Source organism: Hydrocarboniclastica marina (assembly GCF_004851605.1).
Taxonomy (GTDB): Bacteria; Pseudomonadota; Gammaproteobacteria; order Pseudomonadales; family Oleiphilaceae; genus Hydrocarboniclastica; species Hydrocarboniclastica marina.
On record NZ_CP031093.1, the window covers coordinates 1,066,894 to 1,087,237 of the forward strand.

16 protein-coding genes are annotated in these 20,344 nt (G+C 59.1%); 9 read left to right on the forward strand and 7 right to left on the reverse strand.

The genetic code is table 11. The features are described 5' to 3' along the window. Nucleotides 1-431: 431 nt before the first annotated feature. Together soil367_RS04870 and soil367_RS04875 are read left to right on the forward strand one after the other, a co-directional pair. A complete protein-coding gene (locus tag soil367_RS04870; RefSeq protein ID WP_172962267.1) occupies nucleotides 432-1,838 on the forward strand; it encodes a MinD/ParA family ATP-binding protein in 1,407 nt (468 codons plus the stop codon). Between the two features lie 620 nt (nucleotides 1,839-2,458). Further along, nucleotides 2,459-3,988 (forward strand): fatty acyl-CoA reductase, encoded by a 1,530-nt coding sequence (locus soil367_RS04875; RefSeq protein ID WP_136547474.1) that lies wholly within the window; start codon nucleotides 2,459-2,461, stop codon nucleotides 3,986-3,988. A gap of 56 nt (nucleotides 3,989-4,044) precedes the next feature. Here the strand turns inward: soil367_RS04875 and soil367_RS04880 are convergent, their stop codons facing one another. Beyond that, the gene (locus soil367_RS04880; RefSeq protein ID WP_172962268.1) at nucleotides 4,045-4,896 is read right to left on the reverse strand and encodes a PEP-CTERM/exosortase system-associated acyltransferase; all 852 of its coding nucleotides are present in this window, start codon (nucleotides 4,894-4,896) and stop codon (nucleotides 4,045-4,047) included. A 724-nt stretch (nucleotides 4,897-5,620) separates the two neighbouring features. Here soil367_RS04880 and acs point away from each other — a divergent pair. The 3 genes from acs (at nucleotide 5,621) to soil367_RS04895 (ending at nucleotide 9,919) form a co-directional block, all read left to right on the forward strand. Continuing rightward, nucleotides 5,621-7,567 (forward strand): acetate--CoA ligase, encoded by a 1,947-nt coding sequence (acs, locus tag soil367_RS04885; protein ID WP_425459976.1) that lies wholly within the window; start codon nucleotides 5,621-5,623, stop codon nucleotides 7,565-7,567. An 82-nt stretch (nucleotides 7,568-7,649) separates the two neighbouring features. Beyond that, the gene (locus tag soil367_RS04890; protein WP_136547480.1) at nucleotides 7,650-8,315 is read left to right on the forward strand and encodes a response regulator transcription factor; all 666 of its coding nucleotides are present in this window, start codon (nucleotides 7,650-7,652) and stop codon (nucleotides 8,313-8,315) included. A gap of 368 nt (nucleotides 8,316-8,683) precedes the next feature. Next, entirely contained in the window at nucleotides 8,684-9,919 is a 1,236-nt protein-coding gene (locus soil367_RS04895; protein ID WP_136547482.1) for a fatty acid desaturase family protein, read from the forward strand. On the opposite strand, the gene soil367_RS04900 is transcribed toward soil367_RS04895, so the two are convergent. The 4 genes from soil367_RS04900 to soil367_RS04915 all read right to left on the reverse strand — a co-directional run bounded on the left by soil367_RS04900 (nucleotide 9,812) and on the right by soil367_RS04915 (nucleotide 13,642). Then, entirely contained in the window at nucleotides 9,812-10,540 is a 729-nt protein-coding gene (locus soil367_RS04900) for a sulfite exporter TauE/SafE family protein (protein WP_136547485.1), read from the reverse strand. The two genes, soil367_RS04895 and soil367_RS04900, sit on opposite strands and share 108 nt — an antisense overlap. Nucleotides 10,541-10,659: 119 nt before the next feature. After that, nucleotides 10,660-11,226, reverse strand: a complete 567-nt coding sequence (locus soil367_RS04905) for a YceB family lipoprotein (RefSeq protein ID WP_136547487.1) — start codon at nucleotides 11,224-11,226, stop codon at nucleotides 10,660-10,662. A 95-nt stretch (nucleotides 11,227-11,321) separates the two neighbouring features. Then, nucleotides 11,322-12,305 carry a threonine/serine dehydratase family protein gene (locus soil367_RS04910; protein WP_136547489.1) on the reverse strand — a complete coding sequence of 328 codons (984 nt, stop codon included), beginning with the start codon at nucleotides 12,303-12,305 and terminating at the stop codon, nucleotides 11,322-11,324. A gap of 110 nt (nucleotides 12,306-12,415) precedes the next feature. Then, a complete protein-coding gene (locus tag soil367_RS04915; protein WP_136547491.1) occupies nucleotides 12,416-13,642 on the reverse strand; it encodes a pyridoxal phosphate-dependent aminotransferase in 1,227 nt (408 codons plus the stop codon). 361 nt (nucleotides 13,643-14,003) lie between these two features. Here soil367_RS04915 and soil367_RS04920 point away from each other — a divergent pair, with 361 nt between their 5' ends. Beyond that, complete coding sequence (locus tag soil367_RS04920; RefSeq protein WP_136547493.1) at nucleotides 14,004-14,987, forward strand: D-2-hydroxyacid dehydrogenase; 984 nt, start codon at nucleotides 14,004-14,006, stop codon at nucleotides 14,985-14,987. Between the two features lie 95 nt (nucleotides 14,988-15,082). Here soil367_RS04920 and soil367_RS04925 read toward each other — a convergent pair whose 3' ends face one another. Continuing rightward, nucleotides 15,083-16,240, reverse strand: coding sequence for an isocitrate/isopropylmalate dehydrogenase family protein (locus tag soil367_RS04925; RefSeq protein WP_136547495.1), 1,158 nt, complete (start codon nucleotides 16,238-16,240; stop codon nucleotides 15,083-15,085). 263 nt (nucleotides 16,241-16,503) lie between these two features. Between soil367_RS04925 and soil367_RS04930 the strand changes: the two genes are divergently transcribed. After that, nucleotides 16,504-16,848: a hypothetical protein gene (locus soil367_RS04930; protein WP_136547497.1), complete on the forward strand. Its 345-nt coding sequence runs from the start codon at nucleotides 16,504-16,506 to the stop codon at nucleotides 16,846-16,848. On the opposite strand, the gene soil367_RS04935 is transcribed toward soil367_RS04930, so the two are convergent. Next, nucleotides 16,842-17,789 carry a LysR family transcriptional regulator gene (locus soil367_RS04935; protein ID WP_136547499.1) on the reverse strand — a complete coding sequence of 316 codons (948 nt, stop codon included), beginning with the start codon at nucleotides 17,787-17,789 and terminating at the stop codon, nucleotides 16,842-16,844. The two genes, soil367_RS04930 and soil367_RS04935, sit on opposite strands and share 7 nt — an antisense overlap. A 331-nt stretch (nucleotides 17,790-18,120) precedes the next feature. Between soil367_RS04935 and soil367_RS04940 the strand changes: the two genes are divergently transcribed. Both soil367_RS04940 and soil367_RS04945 read left to right on the forward strand, forming a co-directional pair. After that, nucleotides 18,121-19,335 (forward strand): acyl-CoA dehydrogenase family protein, encoded by a 1,215-nt coding sequence (locus soil367_RS04940; RefSeq protein ID WP_136547501.1) that lies wholly within the window; start codon nucleotides 18,121-18,123, stop codon nucleotides 19,333-19,335. A gap of 113 nt (nucleotides 19,336-19,448) precedes the next feature. Next, nucleotides 19,449-20,261: an SDR family oxidoreductase gene (locus soil367_RS04945; RefSeq protein ID WP_136547503.1), complete on the forward strand. Its 813-nt coding sequence runs from the start codon at nucleotides 19,449-19,451 to the stop codon at nucleotides 20,259-20,261. Nucleotides 20,262-20,344: the final 83 nt, after the last annotated feature.

The following is a 20,344-nucleotide window of genomic DNA, read 5'->3' on the forward strand; positions in this document are numbered from 1 at the left end:
CGCCTTGCGCTGTAATTCAGTTGCCGCTGGCGCAGTGCCGATCAACCGGGATGTTGGTAATCCCTTTTGACGCATCGTTTTTTAATGTTTATCCACTGTTTAGAATACTAGACAAGAAATCGGGATAATTAAATATTTATTGCTTAAAGTTTATAAGCTTGTCGATGTTAGCTCGAATACCAGGTTAAAACGTAGCCAAATTTTCGCCGTTTAACAGCATTTTACAGGCGACTCTGTCAAATGCCCGCGCACCGCTGGGTCTGTTCGACAGGTCGCGTTATAATTGCAAATGTAATGCGCGTCTGTTTTTCTGGAAGGCCACAGAGTGTGATTCGCCCGATGCAAGTAGTCCTTTCCTTCACTTCAGATAGTCCTCTCCTTCACTTCAGAAGATGGTCGCGCGTATTGTTTCGCGGCACCTGGTGACAGTCTTGTCTTTAACCGCCCGCACTGAAACCGACGACACCCGGCCTCGCCATGAGGATAGCTCCGGCGGCGTGGTCGCGCCCTCTGGCCGCGCAGTGACTATAACAGTTGCTGGCGGAAAGGGCGGGGTCGGCAAAACAACGCTCGCTCTCAATCTGGCCATGGTCCTGGCCCGGCAGGGTTATCGCACGCTGTTGCTCGATGGCGATCTGGAACTAGCCAACGTCAATGTCATGCTAGGCCTTTATCCTAGCGCTACGCTCGAACTCGCCGTTGCCGGCGGGGTTCCGCTCCGGGACATACTGCTGCCGGTCTGCGACAACCTGGACCTGTTGCCCGGGGCATCGGGCGTTCAGGACTGCCTGGACCGACCGGTCAGCGAGCAACAGCGCTTCCTGCAGGAGCTGTCCGCGCTGGAGGCCGACTACGACCGGGTGATCATTGACACTGCCGCGGGCCTGCGTACCTCGGCGCTGCATATGATCGCTGCGGCCCATCTCACGGTCGTTCTGATCACGCCAGATCCCACGTCGCTTACGGATGCATTTTCTTTACTGCGATTGCTCCATCGGCGCGGTTATCGGCGAGAGTTGAGCGTTGTCGTCAACATGGCACGCGATCATGACCACGCGCAGGCCGTGTATCGTCGCTTCTCGACCGCCGTCGGCCGCTATATCGGGCTAACCTGCAATTATCTGAGTTGTGTTTGTCGGGACGAAGGTATCGCCAGATCGGTCGCGATGCAGCGCCCCGTCGTCGACCGTCCGGCAGCCGATCCGTCCGCGCGGGCTTTCTGGCAAACCGGCGAGGCCCTGGAGGAACGCCTGGCATCCAGCCGGGCAAGGTCTCTCGGTTTTGCTGCGTACTGGTCAAGACTGGTTGAGCGTAAAGGCGATCGGACAAAAACCGCCGAGCTGACCCGAACTGAAAGACGCCATCCCCCGCGGCCGTCGGCCCCGTCGGTAGCAGAACCAGTAGCTGGCCCCGTAGCACAGTCCAGCGCCAACACCTCCGATGAAAGCGGATGGCCAGCGCATTTTCGCACTTGGCTTAAAGATGCCGAGGCTGACCCTGTTCAGCGCTACGAAACGCTGAATAACTGGTTTACCGCTCTGGGCGACGCCCTGGATGAAGACATGATAGAGATCCTGCAGACGGGCCTGGCTAACATGCGCTGGGAGAGCCTGCCAGACACCCAGCGGCGCGCAGCGGCACAACACTTTCAGCAGCTGGCTGAACTCGTGGCTCCACCTGCGCGACCACAGGCCAGCGATAGCCACCGCTATGCTGCAGAGGTATATGGTAGCCAGGAAATGCTACTGTCTCAGCTGAAAGCTCAGCCCAGTACCGCGTCTCTCAATGGCCTGCTTGAACAATTGCGCATGGCTACTCTGGATCAGAAGAAATCATGACGCGGCCAAATGCTCCGCTCCTGCACCAGCCTGGTGCCTAAAGGGGCGGGCCGGACCAGGGTTAGTGCAATTCAGGCATGGTCCTGCCGAGGCACAGCGCCGGTTGAACCTGGCGCTGACCAGGCAAGGGTTAACTGCCTGTCGGAGGGTCTTCGCATCGGGTCTTCGTGATGGGTTTTTATCGAACCGTCATAGTCTGTTTCTGCGGCGTTCTCGGCCTCTCCGGCCGCCCCCTTTTTGCGGTGCCTGAGCATGGCCCGACTCCCGCTCCCTTTTTCTCAGCAAGTGCGCTCCCTTTTTATCAACTAAAAAGTGCAAATGCGTTATGGAAGTGTCACGGTGGGTCGGTATGTTTAGTCATGGAAAATCTGGCCTGGTACTTGCGTAAGCTAATTACCTGAGGTAAAAGTTCATGCCTGCTATCAGCGCAGGCACGAACACATGTTTACCGTCCAGGCGGCGCTGCATCGCACATTACCTATAGAAAACCGGACCACGTCCGATTACCGTGCCGACAGTTTCCATTAGATGACGCCGATGCGTTCTTGCACGCACCGGCAGCCTGCAGGAGGCCCGCCTGTGGCTGGGCAGGACAACACTTTTGAAGGAGTTTGAGAACGATGAATGATTCAGGTCTGGACGCAACGAATGAATCCCGCGTTTTGTCCGCATTAAAGGGAAAGCAGATCCTGATAACGGGTACCAGCGGCTTTCTCGGCAAAGTCCTCCTTGAAAAACTGATACACACCATACCCGACATTGGTGGCATTCATCTTCTGATACGGGCAAACGAGAAGCACCGTTCTGCTCGTGATCGCTTCGTCAACGAGATCGCAAGTTCGTCCGTATTTGAACAGCTTAAGTTGCGTGACCACGATGCCTTCGAGCAGTTTCTGGAAGACAAAGTGCACTGTGTCACCGGAGAGATCACGGAGCCTTTTTTCGGCCAGTCGAAGAAACAGTTTCAGGCACTGGCCAGCAAGATTGACGTAGTCATCAATTCGGCTGCGAGCGTGAACTTTCGTGAAGAGCTGGATAAGGCCCTCACCATTAATACGCTGTGTCTGCGCAATCTGATCGAGTTCGCCAGGGACGCGGGCGATATTCCTGTCCTGCAGGTGTCGACCTGCTACGTCAACGGCTTCAATAAAGGCAACATGCACGAGGACGTGGTCAGGCCGCACAGTGGTCGCCTGGTCCGCCACGCAGATGGCTACTATGAAGTTGAAGACCTGATCAAGGTGCTTCTGGATAAAGTGGCGGATGTTAAAGCCCGCTACAGCGGCGACCAGCTGAAAGACAAGCTAATCGAACTTGGCATCCGCGAAGCGCACCACTATGGCTGGAATGATACGTATACGTTCACCAAGTGGATGGGCGAGCAGCTGCTGCTGAAAGCCCTGCGAGGCTCGACCCTGACAATACTGCGCCCGTCCATAATAGAAAGCACTCTGCAGTCGCCGTCGCCGGGCTGGATCGAGGGTGTCAAGGTCGCAGACGCGGTGATCCTGGCTTATGCCAAGCAAAAGGTGCTGGTTTTCCCCGGCCGGCGTGGTGGCACTATAGACGTCATCCCTGCGGACCTCGTGGCCAATAGCATAATCATGGCCGTGGCGGAGCAGATCCTTGAGCCTTCGCGGCAGCGCATTTACCAGTGTTGCAGCGGCTCCCGTAACCCGTTGCTGGTAGGCGAGTTCATCGACCACGTGATGGCTGAAGCAAAGGAAAATTTTGCAGCTTACGAGCGGCTGTTCCCCAGTCAGCCGACCAAACCGTTTATCGCGCTGGACCGTCGGATATTCAACGCGGTTTCCACGGGCGTGCGTCGGCCGTTGAAGATGCTGGATAAAGGACTGAAAAGGTTGGGGCAGGGCTACGACCTGAAAGTCATGGGCAGCCTCGAAACCACCCTGAAGCTCGCGGAAGTTTTCTCGTTCTATAGCTCGCCAGAATATGTGTTCCATAACGACAAGCTGCTCTCGCTCTCCCAGCGCATGACTGAGGCCGACCGCAGACTGTTCCCGGTGGATTCCGGGCTGATTAACTGGGAGCACTACATCCGCAAGATTCATCTTGCCGGGCTCAATCGCTACGCATTGAAAGAGCGAAAGCTGTATCGCCTCAAGACCGGTAAGCGCCGAGTGGCCTGAAGCAAGGCAAAGTCCCGCCAGGAGTGTGTCCGTCCGCCGAGTTGGCGGGCAGGACACTAACCCCGTGTGCGCCGCCTCTCGATCTGCGGGATGAACCAATCCCGGTCGCTTGGCTTGTGTTCTGACGCAGCGTTCCTGGTGGCGGGGTCGTAGCGACCCGCATCAGTTATGAAACTCCAAACATCGGGTCTCTGGCGCCTGATCCCTGTCAGCACCGTTGAGATATCCGAGAACACGGGTTTACGACGACCGTGGTAATCGACGGTTTGCCCCACGTTCGCGAAATTGATGCCGAAGCGGCGAAGTAAGCGGATCAGTGCGGGTTCCATTACGGCGATCCAGTGGGATAGGTCATATGCCACCGAAAGCCGGACGATGAGTGCAAAAAGGCCCAGGGTCAGGTAGGGCAAAGCCCGGTTGCCCTCGGCCTCAGGGTCTTCGTAATTGATGCGGTCGCTGACCCCGACCGGATTATCCGCCTCCCCCAGACGGCGCCGGAAATTTCGGCTCACCGCGAATCTCGATAACTCACCCAGATGCTCACGGGGCACTACGCCGAGTTGGTGGCGACTTTCGCCGTTAAGTGCGTCGAGACAGTTCGCTTCCATAGGGAACTCACCGCGACCCAGGGAAGGCTGTGAAAGTACCAGGCGAACGGTCGCGATCGCGATCCCCGATTGCTTGTGCCGGACCAGGCCATGAACAGCGCGGGCATCATAGAGGTCCCGCTCGCACTGATCGGGAAAATCCGATGGGTTTTCAAATGAACGGTCGAGGCAATAGACCTGATACCGCAACTGAAACATCTCCTGGCGCTGCCGGGCGGTCTCGACCGGTTCAAGTGCAAACGATTTATAAAAATGCGCACTGATGTCGTTGACGATGCGCGGGTGATACTCATGCTCCAAGACGATTACCTCGTTAGTCGACGCTGATTGCTGCCTGGAATTAGCTGCCTGCGCGCAGATTTATGCTGGCCCGCAACCTGTGACGTAACACAACCTGTGACATAAGCAGGCCTGCATTGTATTCGCGCTGATGGGTGCCTACTGTTTGCTCATTTTCTGGTCAACTCAAGGCGTGGCGGGCAGAGATGGGCAAATAGTAATTCTCAGGCGTAGCCGGGATCGCGAGAGCGTCAGAAGACACCGCCACAAGGGGCTGAATTTCCAGTGCCGGGAGTGTATACCGCTCAGATGGGAAGGTTACGCTGCATGAACGTTGTGCCACACTGATTTCTTTAGTCCGCGCTATACGTTGGTCTAATTCTTCTGGCGTGGGGCGAATGTAACACTGCGGGGTAGGAGTCTTGGTTCTGAAGACCAGAACGTATGGAGGGCAGCCTGAAGGTTAGAAGGTAGAAGTTGACGTTTCAGGGCGAGGGCACGCGGGTTGGAGCGTAGCGACTCTTCTGATTCGCAAGCGTCCCTCGGAGCCCGTGCCCCAGTCTCAGGACCACTTGAGCCTCGTTATCGACCAGTCGACGACGGTCGCTTTGTGGTCACTTCCCTACGACCTGCGTAAAGTGAGTAAAGAGGCGCTGCCGCCGGCTCGCTGTCCAGCATCAGCACGCCAGCATCCACCAGCAAGTTTGCGATAACAACAATTGAGAGCCAACGAGCAAGGGAGTCCCTGTCGATGAGTAAGGTTTATCCGGTAAACGACTACTTCAAAACACGCGCGCTAGTGAACGACGGCCGCTACGAAGCACTTTACCGTCAGTCGGTGGATGATCCTGAGACGTTCTGGGGCGAGCAGGGCAAGCGAATTGACTGGATGAAGCCCTTCACCAAAGTGAAGAATGTTCAGTACGGCAAGGACGACGTCTCCATCAAATGGTACGAAGATGGAAGTCTCAACGCCTCGGTCAACTGCTTGGACCGCCACCTGGAAAAGCGTGGGGATCAGACCGCGATTATTTTCGAGGGGGACGATCCGGATGTCGCGCGCAACGTGACTTACCGGGAGCTATACGAAGAGACTTGTCAGTTCGCCAATGTGCTCAAGGATATCGGCGTGCGCAAGGGCGACGTCGTTACGCTTTACATGCCGATGATCGTCGAAACCGCGGTGGCAATGCTAGCCTGCGCCCGTATCGGTGCCATCCACTCCGTGGTCTTTGGCGGTTTCTCGCCGGAGGCGCTAGCCGCACGGATTGAGAATGGTCAATCGCGCTTTTTGATCACTGCGGACGAGGGTGTTCGCGGCGGCCGCAAGATTCCCCTTAAGAAAAATGTTGAACAGGCGCTGAAAACCCGTGCTGCGGCCAATGTCGAGAAGGTCGTCGTGGTCAAGTGCACCGGCGCCGATATCGAATGGGATGAGAACCGGGACGTCGACTATCGCTCGCTGGTCAGCAAGGCAGCCAAGACCTGCACGCCAGAGGAGATGAACGCCGAAGACCCGTTGTTCATGCTCTATACGTCTGGCTCAACGGGAGCGCCTAAAGGGGTCCTGCACACCACCGGCGGCTACCTGGTGTATGTCGGGCTTACCCATGAGGTGGTGTTCGACTACCAGGACGGCGACGTTTACTGGTGTACGGCCGACTTCGGCTGGATCACCGGGCACAGCTATATTCTCTACGGTCCCCTGGTTAATGGTGCGGTAACGGTGCTTTTCGAAGGCGTGCCCAGCTATCCGGATGCTTCGCGGCTAGGCCAGATCGTGGACAAGCACAAGATCAATGTCGTCTATACGGCGCCGACGGCCATACGCGCCCTGATGGCCGAAGGCGAATCGTTTATCAAGAAGACATCGCGCCGCAGCCTGCACCTGCTCGGGTCCGTTGGCGAGCCGATCAATCCTGAAGCCTGGGAATGGTATTACAAGGTCGTTGGCGACGAACGCTGCCCCATCGTCGATACCTGGTGGCAGACCGAGACCGGGGGCATCCTGATCTCACCTTTGCCCGGCGCTACCGCACTGAAACCGGGCTCAGCCACGCGACCGTTTTTCGGCATACGCCCGGCGCTGGTAGATAACGACGGTCATCAGTTAGAAGGCACCGCGGAGGGAAACCTCGTTATCCTCGATAGCTGGCCGGGCCAGATGCGCACCATCTTTGGCGACCATGAGCGCTTCATCCAGACGTATTTCAGTACCTACCCCGGTACCTATTTCACCGGTGACGGCGCGCGTCGGGACGAAGACGGCTACTACTGGATTACAGGTCGGGTGGACGATGTGCTGAATGTCTCGGGGCACAGGCTCGGAACCGCTGAGGTTGAGAGCGCGCTGGTTGCCCATCCAAAAGTCGCCGAAGCGGCGGTGGTTGGTTATCCCCACGACATCAAAGGGCAGGGCATTTACGTGTATGTCACCCTGATGCACGGCCAGGAGCCCAGTGAAGAGTTGCGCAAAGAGCTCGTTCAATGGGTGCGCAAGGAAATCGGCCCCATTGCCTCGCCCGACATTATCCAGTGGGCGCCCGGCTTGCCGAAGACGCGTTCTGGCAAGATCATGCGTCGCATTCTGCGTAAAATCGCCGCGAACGACTACGACAACCTCGGTGACACCTCGACGCTGGCAGATCCGGGCGTGGTCGACGACCTCATCAATGAGCGCTCGCAGACCTGACCTTGCTGCGGCAAAATCCCGTTATCCGGCAGGTCTTCGGAGCCTGTCGAATAACCCCTAAATATCAGGAGAGCCACAGTTGATGGCGCAGCAGATCATAATTGCCGATGATCATCCGCTATTTCGCGCAGCCCTGCGCCAGGCCGTTTCCCAAGCGGTGCAGGGCGTCTCTGTGCTCGAAGCGGACACGATCGCTCATCTGCAGGGTATCGTTGAGCAGAACCAGGACGCCGATCTGGTCCTGCTCGATCTCAACATGCCCGGGGCACATGGCTATTCGGGTCTGGTCTTTTTACGCGGCCAGTACCCCGGGCTGCCAGTGGTTGTGGTTTCGGGCTCTGAGGATATCCAGATCATGCGCCGCGCAATCGACTACGGCGCGTCGGGATTCATCCCCAAATCGGCGCCGTTACCGGTGATAGCCGAGGCGGTTCAGAAGGTCCTCAGTGGCGACGTCTGGCTGCCCAAGGGCGCAGCCGAGAAGATCGAACGTACCCAGGGTGAGCCCGAAGAGTTCTCCGAACGCCTCGCCACCCTTACACCGCAGCAGTTCCGGGTGCTCGGTATGTTGGCCGAGGGTATGCTGAACAAGCAGATCGCCTACGACCTGGAGGTTTCCGAGGCGACAGTGAAAGCTCATATCACAGCCGTGTTCCGTAAGCTGGGCGTTCGTAATCGGACTCAGGCGGTTATCGCCATCCAGCAGATGGAACTGGACCCCCTCGACACAACCTTGTCCGGTAGCTGATTCGCAGCTGCTGGCGTGTCCGGGGCGCGGTCAGACTTCGCCCCGTTTTGCGCCCCTTGCCCGCCCGCTTTCTCTAAAGCGTCCTCTGCCAAAAACAGCCGTCCCTGGTTCTGATCCGCTACCTGAAATTCAATTCCCGACTAACGCGTGTACCGGAATAAGGGTGCAGGCGAGACAGTTTTTGCGCCGTCTGTGAAGCAGGCAGCCCTTCAGTTCCACTTGCCTATCTATTTTAAATTTCTATATATCAGTGAGTTATGTTTTCGTATCGCTTTGACAAAGCATGAGTGCGTACTGAACAGTTGCGTTATCCCAAAATGCCGTTTATCTTTCAGCGCACAACTGTACGCTAAAAGATGGAGCGACTGATGAGCCAGAACAACTCTTCCACGGCCAGTATTACCGGCGGCGTGCCCTACGGCGTCGCCGACGAGCGCCAGGTGCGTGACCGGGTGCGCGCGGAATTACCCAGGGACACCTTCAGGCCCCAGCCCTGGCGCCTGCTGTGGGCACTGCCGCTGCTGGCTATTACAGTCGGGGGCATAACCGCAATCCTGACGCTGGAGATGCCCTGGTGGGGTAACCTCCTGGTATCACTGCTGGTCGGCCATGCAATGGTCGCACAGGCATTCCTTTCCCATGAGGTTCTGCACGGGGCACTTGGCCTGCCGCGCTGGCTTCAGAATCTCCATGGTTGGATCGGCTTTGGTCCTGTGGGGGTCACACCTGAGTTCTGGCGTCGCTGGCATAATGTGGTCCACCACGGCAATACCAATAATGGTGACCAGGATCCGGACAGCTTCGGGACCATGCGCCGTTACATTGCCCAGCCTGGCCTGATCAAGTTCGTGCGTCGGGCACCCGGCGGCCGCACCTTGAGCAGCCTGCTGTTCTACACCTACTCTTTCACGTTGCACGCGCAACTGGTGCTGTGGATCCAGGCCAGGCGCCGCAAGGCATTCCAGGGCTTCAATCGGCGCCGCGCCATCGTACAGAGCCTGTTGCTGGGCGCCGCCTGGGTTTCCCTTGCCGTGGTCTCAGGGCCATTGGCGCTGTTCACTGTAATTATTCCGCTGGCGTTCACCAACGCGGTCGCCCAGGGCTACATCACCACCAATCACTTTCTGCGGCCCCAGGCCCAGAGCAACAATCCGCTCGACAACAGCATGAGCCTGCGTACCTGGCGCTGGCTCGATCCACTGCATTTTCGCTTCAGTCATCATGTCGAACATCATCTTTTCCCCAAGCTCGGCTCCAACCGCGCGCCCCGTCTTCGGGCCTGGCTGGAACGGGAAATGCCGGAGCGGTACGTGGCACCGACTCATGGGGCAGCCATAAAATGGCTTTACCGCACACCCAAGGTCTATCTGACCCCAACCTTGCTGGTCGATCCTGCCAGCCCCGAGCGGGCGTTTGACCTGGTCGCGCTGCAGCCCGAACTGCAGGGCAAAGGGAAGGTCTCCCGGGACAGCCTGTGGGTTAACGTCCCAGCGCGCTCACAGGAGCCCGCGAATGAGGGCGGAAACGCCCGCGAGGCCGGCGATAGACAGAATCAGCGGTCGCAGAATGTGGACGGGGAGACGGCGTACAAAAAAGCGGGATAGAAGGAATCCCATGATGACGCCGGGCACGGTCAACAGAAAAAGCTTGAGCTGGTAGACACCGAGGAGGCCCGAGAAGTACAGCGTGACTAGCGCGGTAAAGCTCCCGAACGCGAAAAAGCCCGCAAGATTGGCCCGCACCAGCGGGCCTTTTTCGTTCTGATAAATCAGGGCGATGGGCGGGCCGCCCACGGCTGTGATGGTCCCCATGTAGCCTGAGGCGCCGCCGGCCAGCACGCTGGTGCTTCGTTTCAGTTGCGGCTTGAAGCCCGCGATACTCAAGCCCACTGCGACCAGGATAAGCAGGCCGAACAGCGCCTCGAAGGCCGTCGCGTGTATAAACACCAGCGTGACCCCCGCAAGTACTGTCCCCACGATATTGCCGCCGACCGCATGTCGGAGCGGTCCCAGGCTCAGGGAGCGGCGTTCACGAAGCAACAGCAGAAGGGTCAGTACCGCAGAGTTGAGCAGCATGGGTGCCGGTAGAAGCGTGGGGCTGATCAAAAAAAGCAGGGGCGCCCCCAGCGTACCGATACCCCAGCCGATGACACCCTGCAGGCAGGCACCCACCATGAGAAAAAAGTTGGCCAATGCCAGTTGCAGCAGCGTGAGCTCAACGGCCATAAATCACATTCCCTGTGGTGGCGGGCCAATTGCGGTAGTTGGGTCTACAACCGGGCCGCGGCCGCGGTCAATCGCGGCGGGCCGACGCCGGCACTTTCAGCTGGGTAATCGCTGTGTGATTAAGAGTCGTCAGCGGTTACAAACGTCAGCCGGCCGGGTGCCACTTTGATATCCATGTTCATCATGCCCAGCAGGCGCGGTCCCAGATCGGACTCATTAAGCCGATAGACCGGCACTGTCTCAAGCAATTGGGCCGCCAGGCGCATGGCACTGTCGGTCACAGGCTTGAGATCCTGGGAGATGAAAGGGGAGTCGATCTTGCTGTCCAGGAGCTTGAGACGACGTATGTAGATCGCCTTTTCTTCGTTGTCGTAAACCGGCGACCCCTCTATTTTCAGAGTCAGGTCAACTGGCAGACGGGTGAGCAGCACATTGAGCGCGACCTGACCCGCCAGGTCCAGAACGATGACGTCCCGGCCGTCGGGGCCGACATCAAGATCAACGGTGTCGAAATTGAGGCTGAGCGGCGAGCCCATGGAAAGCTGGCCCTTGTCAAAGGCGCGCAGCTCGCTCTGCAGATACTGCTCAAGAGCGCCCTCGCTGATACTGTAGGGGGACAAACCGGCGCAGCCCGACACTAGGGAAATCATGAGTACAGAAAACACGAGTCGGTATAAAAGGGGCATGCATGCTGTCCGTATTGAATGTTTGAGAAACAGGAACGAATCAAAAAATAGCTTGCCCATCATGCCGGAACCGGGCAGCGAAGCCTACCCGTACTTCAGGGAATCCTGCTGAGGAACTCGACCTGCTGCAGGTCCATATTGCCGCCGGTCAGCAGGAGCACCGTCGGGGCCTCGCTCCTGGGGATGACTCCCGCAATCACCGCCGCAAGGCCAACTGCAGCGCCGGTTTCGCAGTAGAGCCGCGCCTTCGTCATGAGCAGGCATGTTGCCTCCGCGATTGCGCCCTCGGGTACCTGTACCAACTGGTCGACAACGCGACGGCTTACGGCGTAGGTCAATGGTCCGACAATGGCAGGGGCAAGGCTACCCGCGATAGTCTCGACGCTGGCAAGTGCAGCATCGGCCCGGCCTTTATCCCAGGCGTTGGCCAGTGTAGCGGCGCCGGCAGGTTCGACACCGATTAGTGTCACATCGGGGCGTATGGCTTTCAGTACGATACCGATGCCGCTGATCAGCCCGCCGCCGCCGACCGGGCAGAGCACCCGTGCGAAGTCGGGTATCTGTCGAACCAACTCCAGGGCGACTGTTCCCTGACCAGCCATGACCCGCGCGTCGTTATAGGGATGGACCAGGCATCGGTTCTGTGTTTGTTGAAGGTGCCGGCACAAGTCTACCGCCTGGTTGATGTCACCTTCGAGACGCACTTCTGCGCCCAGCTCGCGGGTTCCCTTGACCTTGATCGGGCTGGCATTGGCTGGCATTACCACGGTAAGCGACGTATCCACGTCCTGACAGGCCCAGGCCAGGGCCAGGGCGTGGTTTCCCGCTGATACCGTGACCAGCCCCTGAGCCAGTTCGTCAGGTGTTGCTGTGGAAATCCAGTTGCAGGCACCGCGGGCCTTGAAACTGCCAGTGCGCTGGAGGTTCTCGGCTTTGAGCCAAAGCGGATGGCCGACATAGTCCGACAGGTCGTGAGCGAACAGAGCTGGTGTTTCGACAATGCGATGACGGATTCGCGCCTCGGCCTGCTCGATGGTCGTCAGGTCTGGCGTCGGGTGGGAAGACACTGTTGTGGCCATGCTGGTGCGTCCATGTGCGGCCGATGGTACTTACCAGGAGTACTTATCAAAAGTGCTGTTTGGAAGCACCGCTCTGGCGCCGGCTGTGCGGCTCCAGAGCAGCGGCTCATCTAGAACTTCTGCTTGTGCATCCAGGGGATGATGCGGTCAAACGCGGCCTGAATCTGCTCGCAGGAGGCCGAGAAACTGAACCGCAGCGCGTTGGTGCAACTCTCGCCAAAGGCGTCGCCCGGCACCACACAGACGCCGGTCTCTTTCAGCATGCGCAGGGCAAGGTCCGAGCCGTCGACGTGCTGGGGCAGATCCGGGAAGATATAGAACCCCCCTCCGGGTTTGTAGCCTTCCATGTACGGCGTCTGTTCCACCAGGTCGACGATCAGGTCGCGTCGCTCGCGATAGATGTTGACCATATCCGTTATGCAGCTCTGGTCCCCGGTCAGGGCGGCAACCCCGGCATACTGCGACGGTGTGTTGGCTACCGAGGTCGTGAACATGTGGTAGCGGCGCAGTTTCTTGATGGCGCCCTGGCTGGAAATCACCCAGCCGACCCGCAGGCCGGCCATACTGTAGGTCTTGGAGAAACTGCTGGCGCACATCACATGATCCAGGTCGACCCCGCAGTTCAGCACACTGGGGTACTTCTCCTCGTCAAACACCATATGGTCATAGACTTCGTCACTGTAGACCTGAATGCCGCGATAGGCGCATTCCTCGACAATGCGTTCGATAGTCTGCTGAGGGTAGACCGCGCCCGTGGGGTTATTGGGCGAGTTCAGCACGACCGCGAAGGTCCGCAGGCCAATGGCCTTGATGACATCATCCGGATCGAGCTGGTGGCCGTTCTCCCTGCGTGTCGGGATGTACTTGACCTCGCCGCCGTTCATTCGAATCAACGGCGCATAGAGCAGAAACGACGGGTCGACTACCAGGAACTGACGGCCCGGGGCCGCGGTTGCGGATAGTGCCAGGTACATGGCTTCGGTCGCGCCGCTGGTCACCAGGATATTGTCCGTGGTCAGGTCACGCTCGTAGCGCTTGCTGTAGTAGTCCCGCAGCGCGACGAGCAGCTCCGGCAGGCCGGCGTCCATTGTGTAGCCAGTCTGGCCCGCCTGCAGCGCGTCGATATTGGCGTCAATAATGTGCTTGGGGGTGGGCAGGTCGGGCTGGCCGATGGACAGGTGAATGACATTCTCCATCTCCGCCGCCATGTTGACCATGCGGCGAATGCCCGGCACGGGGATGGCCTGCATACTTGGATGCCAGCGTGCTTTGGTCTTGCGGTACTTGAACAGGCGCTTTGCCTCACCCGGACCCGTAACGTTTTCACCCGTTCCCATTCGAACCTCCAGCGGCCGTTTTTTGCGCGCCACGGCAAGTGGCGGCTATGACAGATCTGTTTTTATTGGTGCCCAGCCCGGCTGTTCTGGACCAGGCTGCGGTGTCTACATCATGGAAAGTCTGGTAGAACCCAGATAAAAGTCCAGTCGGGAAATGCCAGCCAAGCCGGGAATTTACGGTTTGCCCGGCCAACGGTTGACCCTTACCTCTTGCAGCATCAATACTCGGTTACAAGGCAGGCTGTCAACATACCGTACGCCAAGGCAGCGATTGGTGTTGGCCTGTGAAAATAAAAGCTGAGTCCGGGCTACACACAACACGGTCTGGCCGTGCCGCGACTCGGAAGGATGAGGGATCAAGATGATGGAAAAAGCGAAACCGGTCGTGACTGTACTTGGCGCACCCGATGAGCCCCAGCCGCCAGGCATCGAGTTGCTCGACGGCCACGTTGAGGTGCGGTCAGCCTGTGATGAGGCTTCCTTGCGGGAGACACTGCCGGGCACTCAGATACTGCTGGTGACGGACTTTCGCACCGAGGCGCTTCGGGCAGCCTGGCCATCGGCTGACAGCCTGCAGTGGGTCCACGCCACCAGTGCCGGAGTTGATGCGCTGCTGATACCGGAGTTGGTCGACAGCGATATTCCCGTGACCAATGCCCAGGGCATTTTCGACAAGTCCATCGCCGAATATGTGCTCGGGGCCATTCTGATTTTTGCCAAGGATTTCCATGGCTCGCTCGCCTACCAGCGCAACCACCAGTGGAAGCATCGGGACACCGAGCGCGCGCTGGGTAAGCGCGTTCTGGTCGTCGGGGCAGGGTCAATCGGCCGTGAGATCGCCAAACTGACCTCGGCTATCGGCATGGAGGTTTACGGTGTGGCAAGACGTGCGCGCCGGGATGATCCCGACTTCAAGGAAGTGTTCGCCAGTGAGTACCTTCACGAACAGCTGGGACTGGCAGACTACGTGGTGCTCTCCATGCCGCTGACCCCAGCGACAGAGGGTATGTTCGGGCCTGAAGAGTTTGCTGCGATGAAACCCGAGGGCCGCTTTATCAATATCGCCCGTGGCGCCATCGTTCAGACACAGGCGTTGGTTGAAGCGCTTGAGAAAGGCCGAATTGCAGGGGCGGCGCTGGATGTGTTCGAGCAGGAGCCCTTACCTGCAGAGCACCGACTGTGGGATTTCGACAACGTCATCATGACCGCCCATATGGCGGGCGATTTTATCGGCTGGCGGGTGGCGCTGATTGAGCAGTTCATGGCCAACCTGGCCCACTGGCAGAAAGGCGAGAAGCTCTTCAACCAGGTCGACAAAAAACTCGGCTATGTGGTGCAGGGCTAACGCCGGTATTGACGAAAGCCGGGTGCTGACGGGGGCGCGATACTGACGAGAGCAAGAGCCGTGGCGGGGCGCTGCGGAACAGCGTCCCGCCGCCGTCAGAGCTTCAGCCGATCTCGAATGGCCGTGCCGATCGATGTCGTTGACCGCGGCGGCTGGCCTGCGGCTTCGGCCAGGTCGGCAGCGACCGCATTGAACAAAAGGTCACCTGCGCTCGCGGCGTCATCGTCCTCCTCGCCCAGCCAACGCAACATACGGGCTGTGGTAAACAGCATGGCGCGGGGGTCGGCGATACCCTGGCCGGCGATATCCGGCGCGCTGCCGTGGGTCGGCTCGAACATGGACGGCACCGTGCGATCGTCCGGGTTGAGGTTGCAGGAAGGCGCAACCCCCAGGCCGCCAGACAGTACCGCTGCCAGGTCAGTAAGAATGTCGCCCTGCAGGTTGCTGGCCGCGACCACATCGAACTGCCACGGTGCCTGGACAAACTTCATGCAGGCCGCGTCAACCAACTCGTGGTGCACCGCAACATCGGAATACTCCTGCGCCAGCTGCTCGAACACTTCCACATACATGTCACCCCAGTGCCGCAGGGCGTTACGCTTGGTAATCAGGCAAACCTGGGACTCCCGCGGTTTGCCATCCCGGTGACTGAACTCGCGCGTTCTCTTCTCGGCCTTGCGCGTCGCGGCGCGTTGACGGGCCCGGTCGAAGGCGTAGCGGAGAATGCGTTCAGTGCCGAAACGGGTGAACACTTCAACCTGGGTCGCCACTTCAGCGGGCGTTCCGGGCCTGATCCGCCCACCCTGGCTGACATATTCGCCTTCGCTGTTCTCGCGAATGACGAGCATGTCGACATCCTTCGCACGCGGATCAGCCAGATACTGGCGCGCCCCGGGCAGCAGGTACGCGGGGCGTTCGCAGGCCCACTGGTCGAAGCCTTTGCGGATTTTCAGAAGGGGCTCGAGGGAGACGCTGTCCGGCAGCACATAGTGGTCGGGATCACTGCCGGGGCCGGGGTCACCCAGTGCGCCTAGCAACAGCGCATCGAATCGCCGCAGCTGCTCCAGTCCGTCGTCCGGCATCATTTGCCCGTGTTCCCTGTGGTAGGCCGTCGCTGGCCAGGGGAAGGCAGTCATTTCAATATCGCAGGCGCCCAGTTCATTGAGGCGATCGAGACAGGCCTGGGCTTCAGCGATTACTTCGGGCCCGATGCCGTCTCCGGGGATAATGGCTACTTGCCAGGTCTTGTTCATCAATAGCTCTCCTTTGGACGGGCGCCGCCAGGGGCGAAGTGACAGGGGCGAAGTGGGCCTCAAGGGTGACGTTAGGCGTTAAGGCCCGAAAAAGCCAGCCGTCGGCGCCACTGGTCGCACGGTCCCGGTGAGAAGCCTATCGCAGAGAAAGCCCTATCCCGGAGGAAACTCTATCCCGGAGGAAACCCTGTCGAGGTTGGGGCTGACGGCCAGATTAATGCAGAATGGAAAACTTCGTCTCGCAACCCAAAAGCTGGAATCCTATGCCCTACCGATTGCTCGTACTGATTCTCGCGCTTGTGCTGGTGCTCCTGCTGCTGCTGGGTTTCTGGGTGACGTCACGCCTGTTTTTGCAGCGTTACGGCGCGGCTGAGGAGCGCCAGGCCCAGATCATGCGCCTGACCGCATGGACTTTTGCCGGCTTTGGCGTCGGCCTTGTTGTTGTGGGAGTAGGCGGGCCGGTGCTGGGTGCCCTGGCGTTCGCCTACACCGCCCGCAACCTGACTGAAGTGTCCTGGCCTGTGACATTGCTGTGGGGCGCAACCGCTAACGGGATCGTGGCGCTGATTATCGGCGGCGCGCTGACTGCGCTGGTTCTTAATCAGTGACCGATTCGGCTGTTTCGCGCGCTCGGCTGGGCAGCGTTCTTCTGGCTCACAACGAGCCGGTGCAGTCGCTCACGAAGCCATAATAGCGCTGGCTCGCGCTCGTGGGGGCGGTGCCAGTAGAGGTGAACATCAAGGGCTGGCATTTCTGCTGGTGCCGGCGACAGGTCGACTTCAAGATGGCGACTCAGAAGCCCCGCATAGGTCGCCGGCATAGTCACCAGGAGATCGGTCTGCGCGGCGACTCGACAGGCCGCAAAGTAATGCTGGCAGCGCAGGGCGATATCGCGCTGGTGGCCCAGGCGGCTGAGCTCGAAGTCTTCAATGCCGGGGCCTTCCGTACGGGAGGACACCAGCACATGGCGGGCCGCAAGATAGTTCTCCAGGGTCATTCCGGCTTTAGCCAGAGGATGTCCGTGGCGGGCCACCACGATCAGTTCGTCCCGGTGCAGCCGTTCGTGGCCGGTCTGTTCGCTCACCGGTAGCATGACATCGACGGCGAAATCGAGTTTGCCCGCCGCAAGATGCGCCTCCATCTCCCTTCTGGCAATGCGCTGGCTGTTGATCACCATGCGCGGGTAGCGCATGAGGTCGGCCATAAGGGGCGGCAGAAAGGTTGATTCCAGCACGTCCCGCAGGCCCAGATTGAACACCTTGTGCTGGGCGCCGGGGTCAAAGGCGTGAAACTGGTTGAGTGCCCCCTGAATCTGGCCCAGCCCCGGGCGAACAACCTCCGCCAGACGGCGTGCCGTGGGCGTCGGCACCATCTGGTTGCCCTGGCGAACGAACAACGGGTCCTCGAAGTAATCCCTCAGCCGCCCCAGCGAATGGCTGACCGCCGGCTGTGTCAGGTGCAATATCTTGCTGGCGCGGGTGAGGCTGCCCTCCCGGTAGATGGTATCGAAGACGTGCAGCAGGTTGAGGTCGAGTCGATTTAGGGCCATGGTGTTCCACCATTGTTGTCCAGCAACTGTTCCCGGCAGCTGTTGTACCAGCAGGACTAGCTCAACAGCAGGGATCGTTCGGCTTATCCATCAGTATTACTTATTCCGCGAGATAAGAAAAATTCAGTCGTTTTATTCACGGGCGCTTTATAGACTTCCGGATCACAGCATTTGTGTTGCTTGAAGACCGAATACCGGTCGGTGCTTTTCAGCAAACCAAGTCAGCAAACCAAGTCAGCAAACCAAGTCAGCAAACCAAGCCAGTAAACCCAGCCGGGCTCCAGTTAAGTCGGCCAGACATTCACTCAGTCGAGTACGGAGAGGACGCAAGATGGATTTCCAAATGTCGCCCAAGGGGCAGGACTTTTTGAAGCGCGTAAAAGCCTTCATGAAGGAAGAAGTCTATCCCATCGAAGAGGCTTACTACCGCGAGCTTCATAGCCTGGACAACCGCTGGGTGGTCCTGCCGATCATTCGGGAGCTGAAGCAGAAAGCGAAAGCCCAGGGGCTCTGGAACATGTTCCTGCCGGAGGAAGAGCACGGCGGGGCCGGCCTGAGCAACGCGGACTATGCCGTGATCGCCGAGGAAACAGGCCGCGTCTTTTTCGCCCCGGAACTGTTCAACTGCAACGCGCCCGATACCGGCAATATGGAAGTGCTGGTCAAGTACGGCTCCGAAGAGCAGAAGAAGCAGTGGCTCGAGCCGCTGTTGGCGGGTGAAATCCGCTCGGCATTCTGCATGACTGAGCCCGATGTCGCCTCGTCTGACGCCACCAACATGAAGGCCACCGCGACCATCGAGGGCGACGAGGTCGTGCTCAACGGCCGCAAATGGTGGAGTACCGGAATCGGCCACCCGGACTGCAAGGTGCTGATCTTCATGGGCCTGACCAATCCGGAGGCGCACAGGCACCAGCAGCATTCCATGGTGCTTGTACCCAAAGACACCCCCGGCGTTAAAGTCGAGCGCATGCTGCGGGTTTTTGGCGATTACGATGAGCCCGCAGGCCACGGCGAAGTCAGCTTCACCAATGTGCGTCTGCCCAAGAGCGCGATTATCAAAGGGCCCGGCAAGGGCTTTGAAATTGCCCAGGGCCGCCTGGGGCCAGGGCGGGTCCACCACTGTATGCGGGCTATCGGCGCCGCCGAGCGGGTGCTGGAGCAACTGATCCAACGGGCCCTCTCCCGCGAAGCGTTCGGCCGGCCGCTGGCCAAGCTGGGGGGTAACCCGGATATCATCGCCAACGCCCGCATGAGCATCGAACAGGCGCGCCTGCTAACCTTGAAAACCGCCTGGCTGCTGGACACAAAAGGCATTCTCGGTGCTTTGAGTGAGGTCTCCCAGATCAAGGCGGTCGTGCCCTCCATGCTCTGTACCATTGTCGACCAGGCCATCCAGATTCACGGCGGTGGCGGTGTCAGTGATGACTTCCCGTTGGCCTCCGCCTACGGGTATGCTCGATCCCTGCGCCTGGCGGATGGACCCGATGAGGTCCACCGTGCGCTCGTGGCCAAGCTTGAGCTGAACAAACACCGCAAGCGCTGATCAGGTATTTTGCTTAACGGGGTCCGAGCACGAGGTTCGGGCCTTTCAGAACACCGCCGCCGAAAGGGCGGCTTCACTTTTTCAGCCATTTGAATCCGAACAGGGACTGACCCATGACCCAACGTGTATTTATCACCGGCGGTGCCAGCGGCCTGGGCCGTGCCATCGCGCTTCGCTATGCCCGGGAAGGGGCTCGCGTGTGCATCGGCGATATCAATCCCGAACAGGGCGCCGAAGTCGAGAAAGAACTGAACGCAGCCGGCGCCGTGGCCCAGTTCATCAACTGCGATGTGCGCCGCATCAGCGACCTGGAGCGGGTCCGCGATCAGCTGGAAAAAGAGTGGGGCGGTGTCGATGTCGTGGTTAACAACGCCGGGGTAGCGTCAGCGGGGCGTATCGAAGACACGACGCTTGAAGACTGGGAGTGGATTCTCGATATCAACGTGCTCGGCGTGGTACGTGGCTGCAAGGTGTTCACACCGCTGATGAAAAAGCAGGGTAGTGGCAGCCTGGTTAATATCGCCTCCATGGCCGGCCTGATGCTCGCGCCGATGATGGGCAGCTACAACGTTTCCAAAGCTGGCGTTATCGCCCTGTCGGAAACCTTGCGCCAGGAGCTGGCTGACAGCGGCATCAGCGTTCACGCTGTGTGCCCGGCGTTCTTCCAGACCAACCTGACCGCCACCATGCGCTCGGATATCCCCGGCATCCAGCAGAACGTGGGCAAGCTGATGAAGCGCTCGAAGATCACCGCTGATAACGTTGCTGATGATATTTTCCGGGCGGTGAAAAAGGGTGAGTTCTGGGTGCTGCCACACGCGACCGAACGCCGCTTGTGGTACATCAAGCGTTACACGCCCCCCGTGTTCAACTGGCTGATGGGCCAGGAAAGCAAACGCTGGTTAAAAAAGTTCGGCGGGGGCTGAGCGTTAGTTCGTCTTCTCGTATCGTTACGCTTGCCGGGCCGCTTTTCAGATTGTTTTTCAGGCAGTTCGTCAGACCGTTCTGC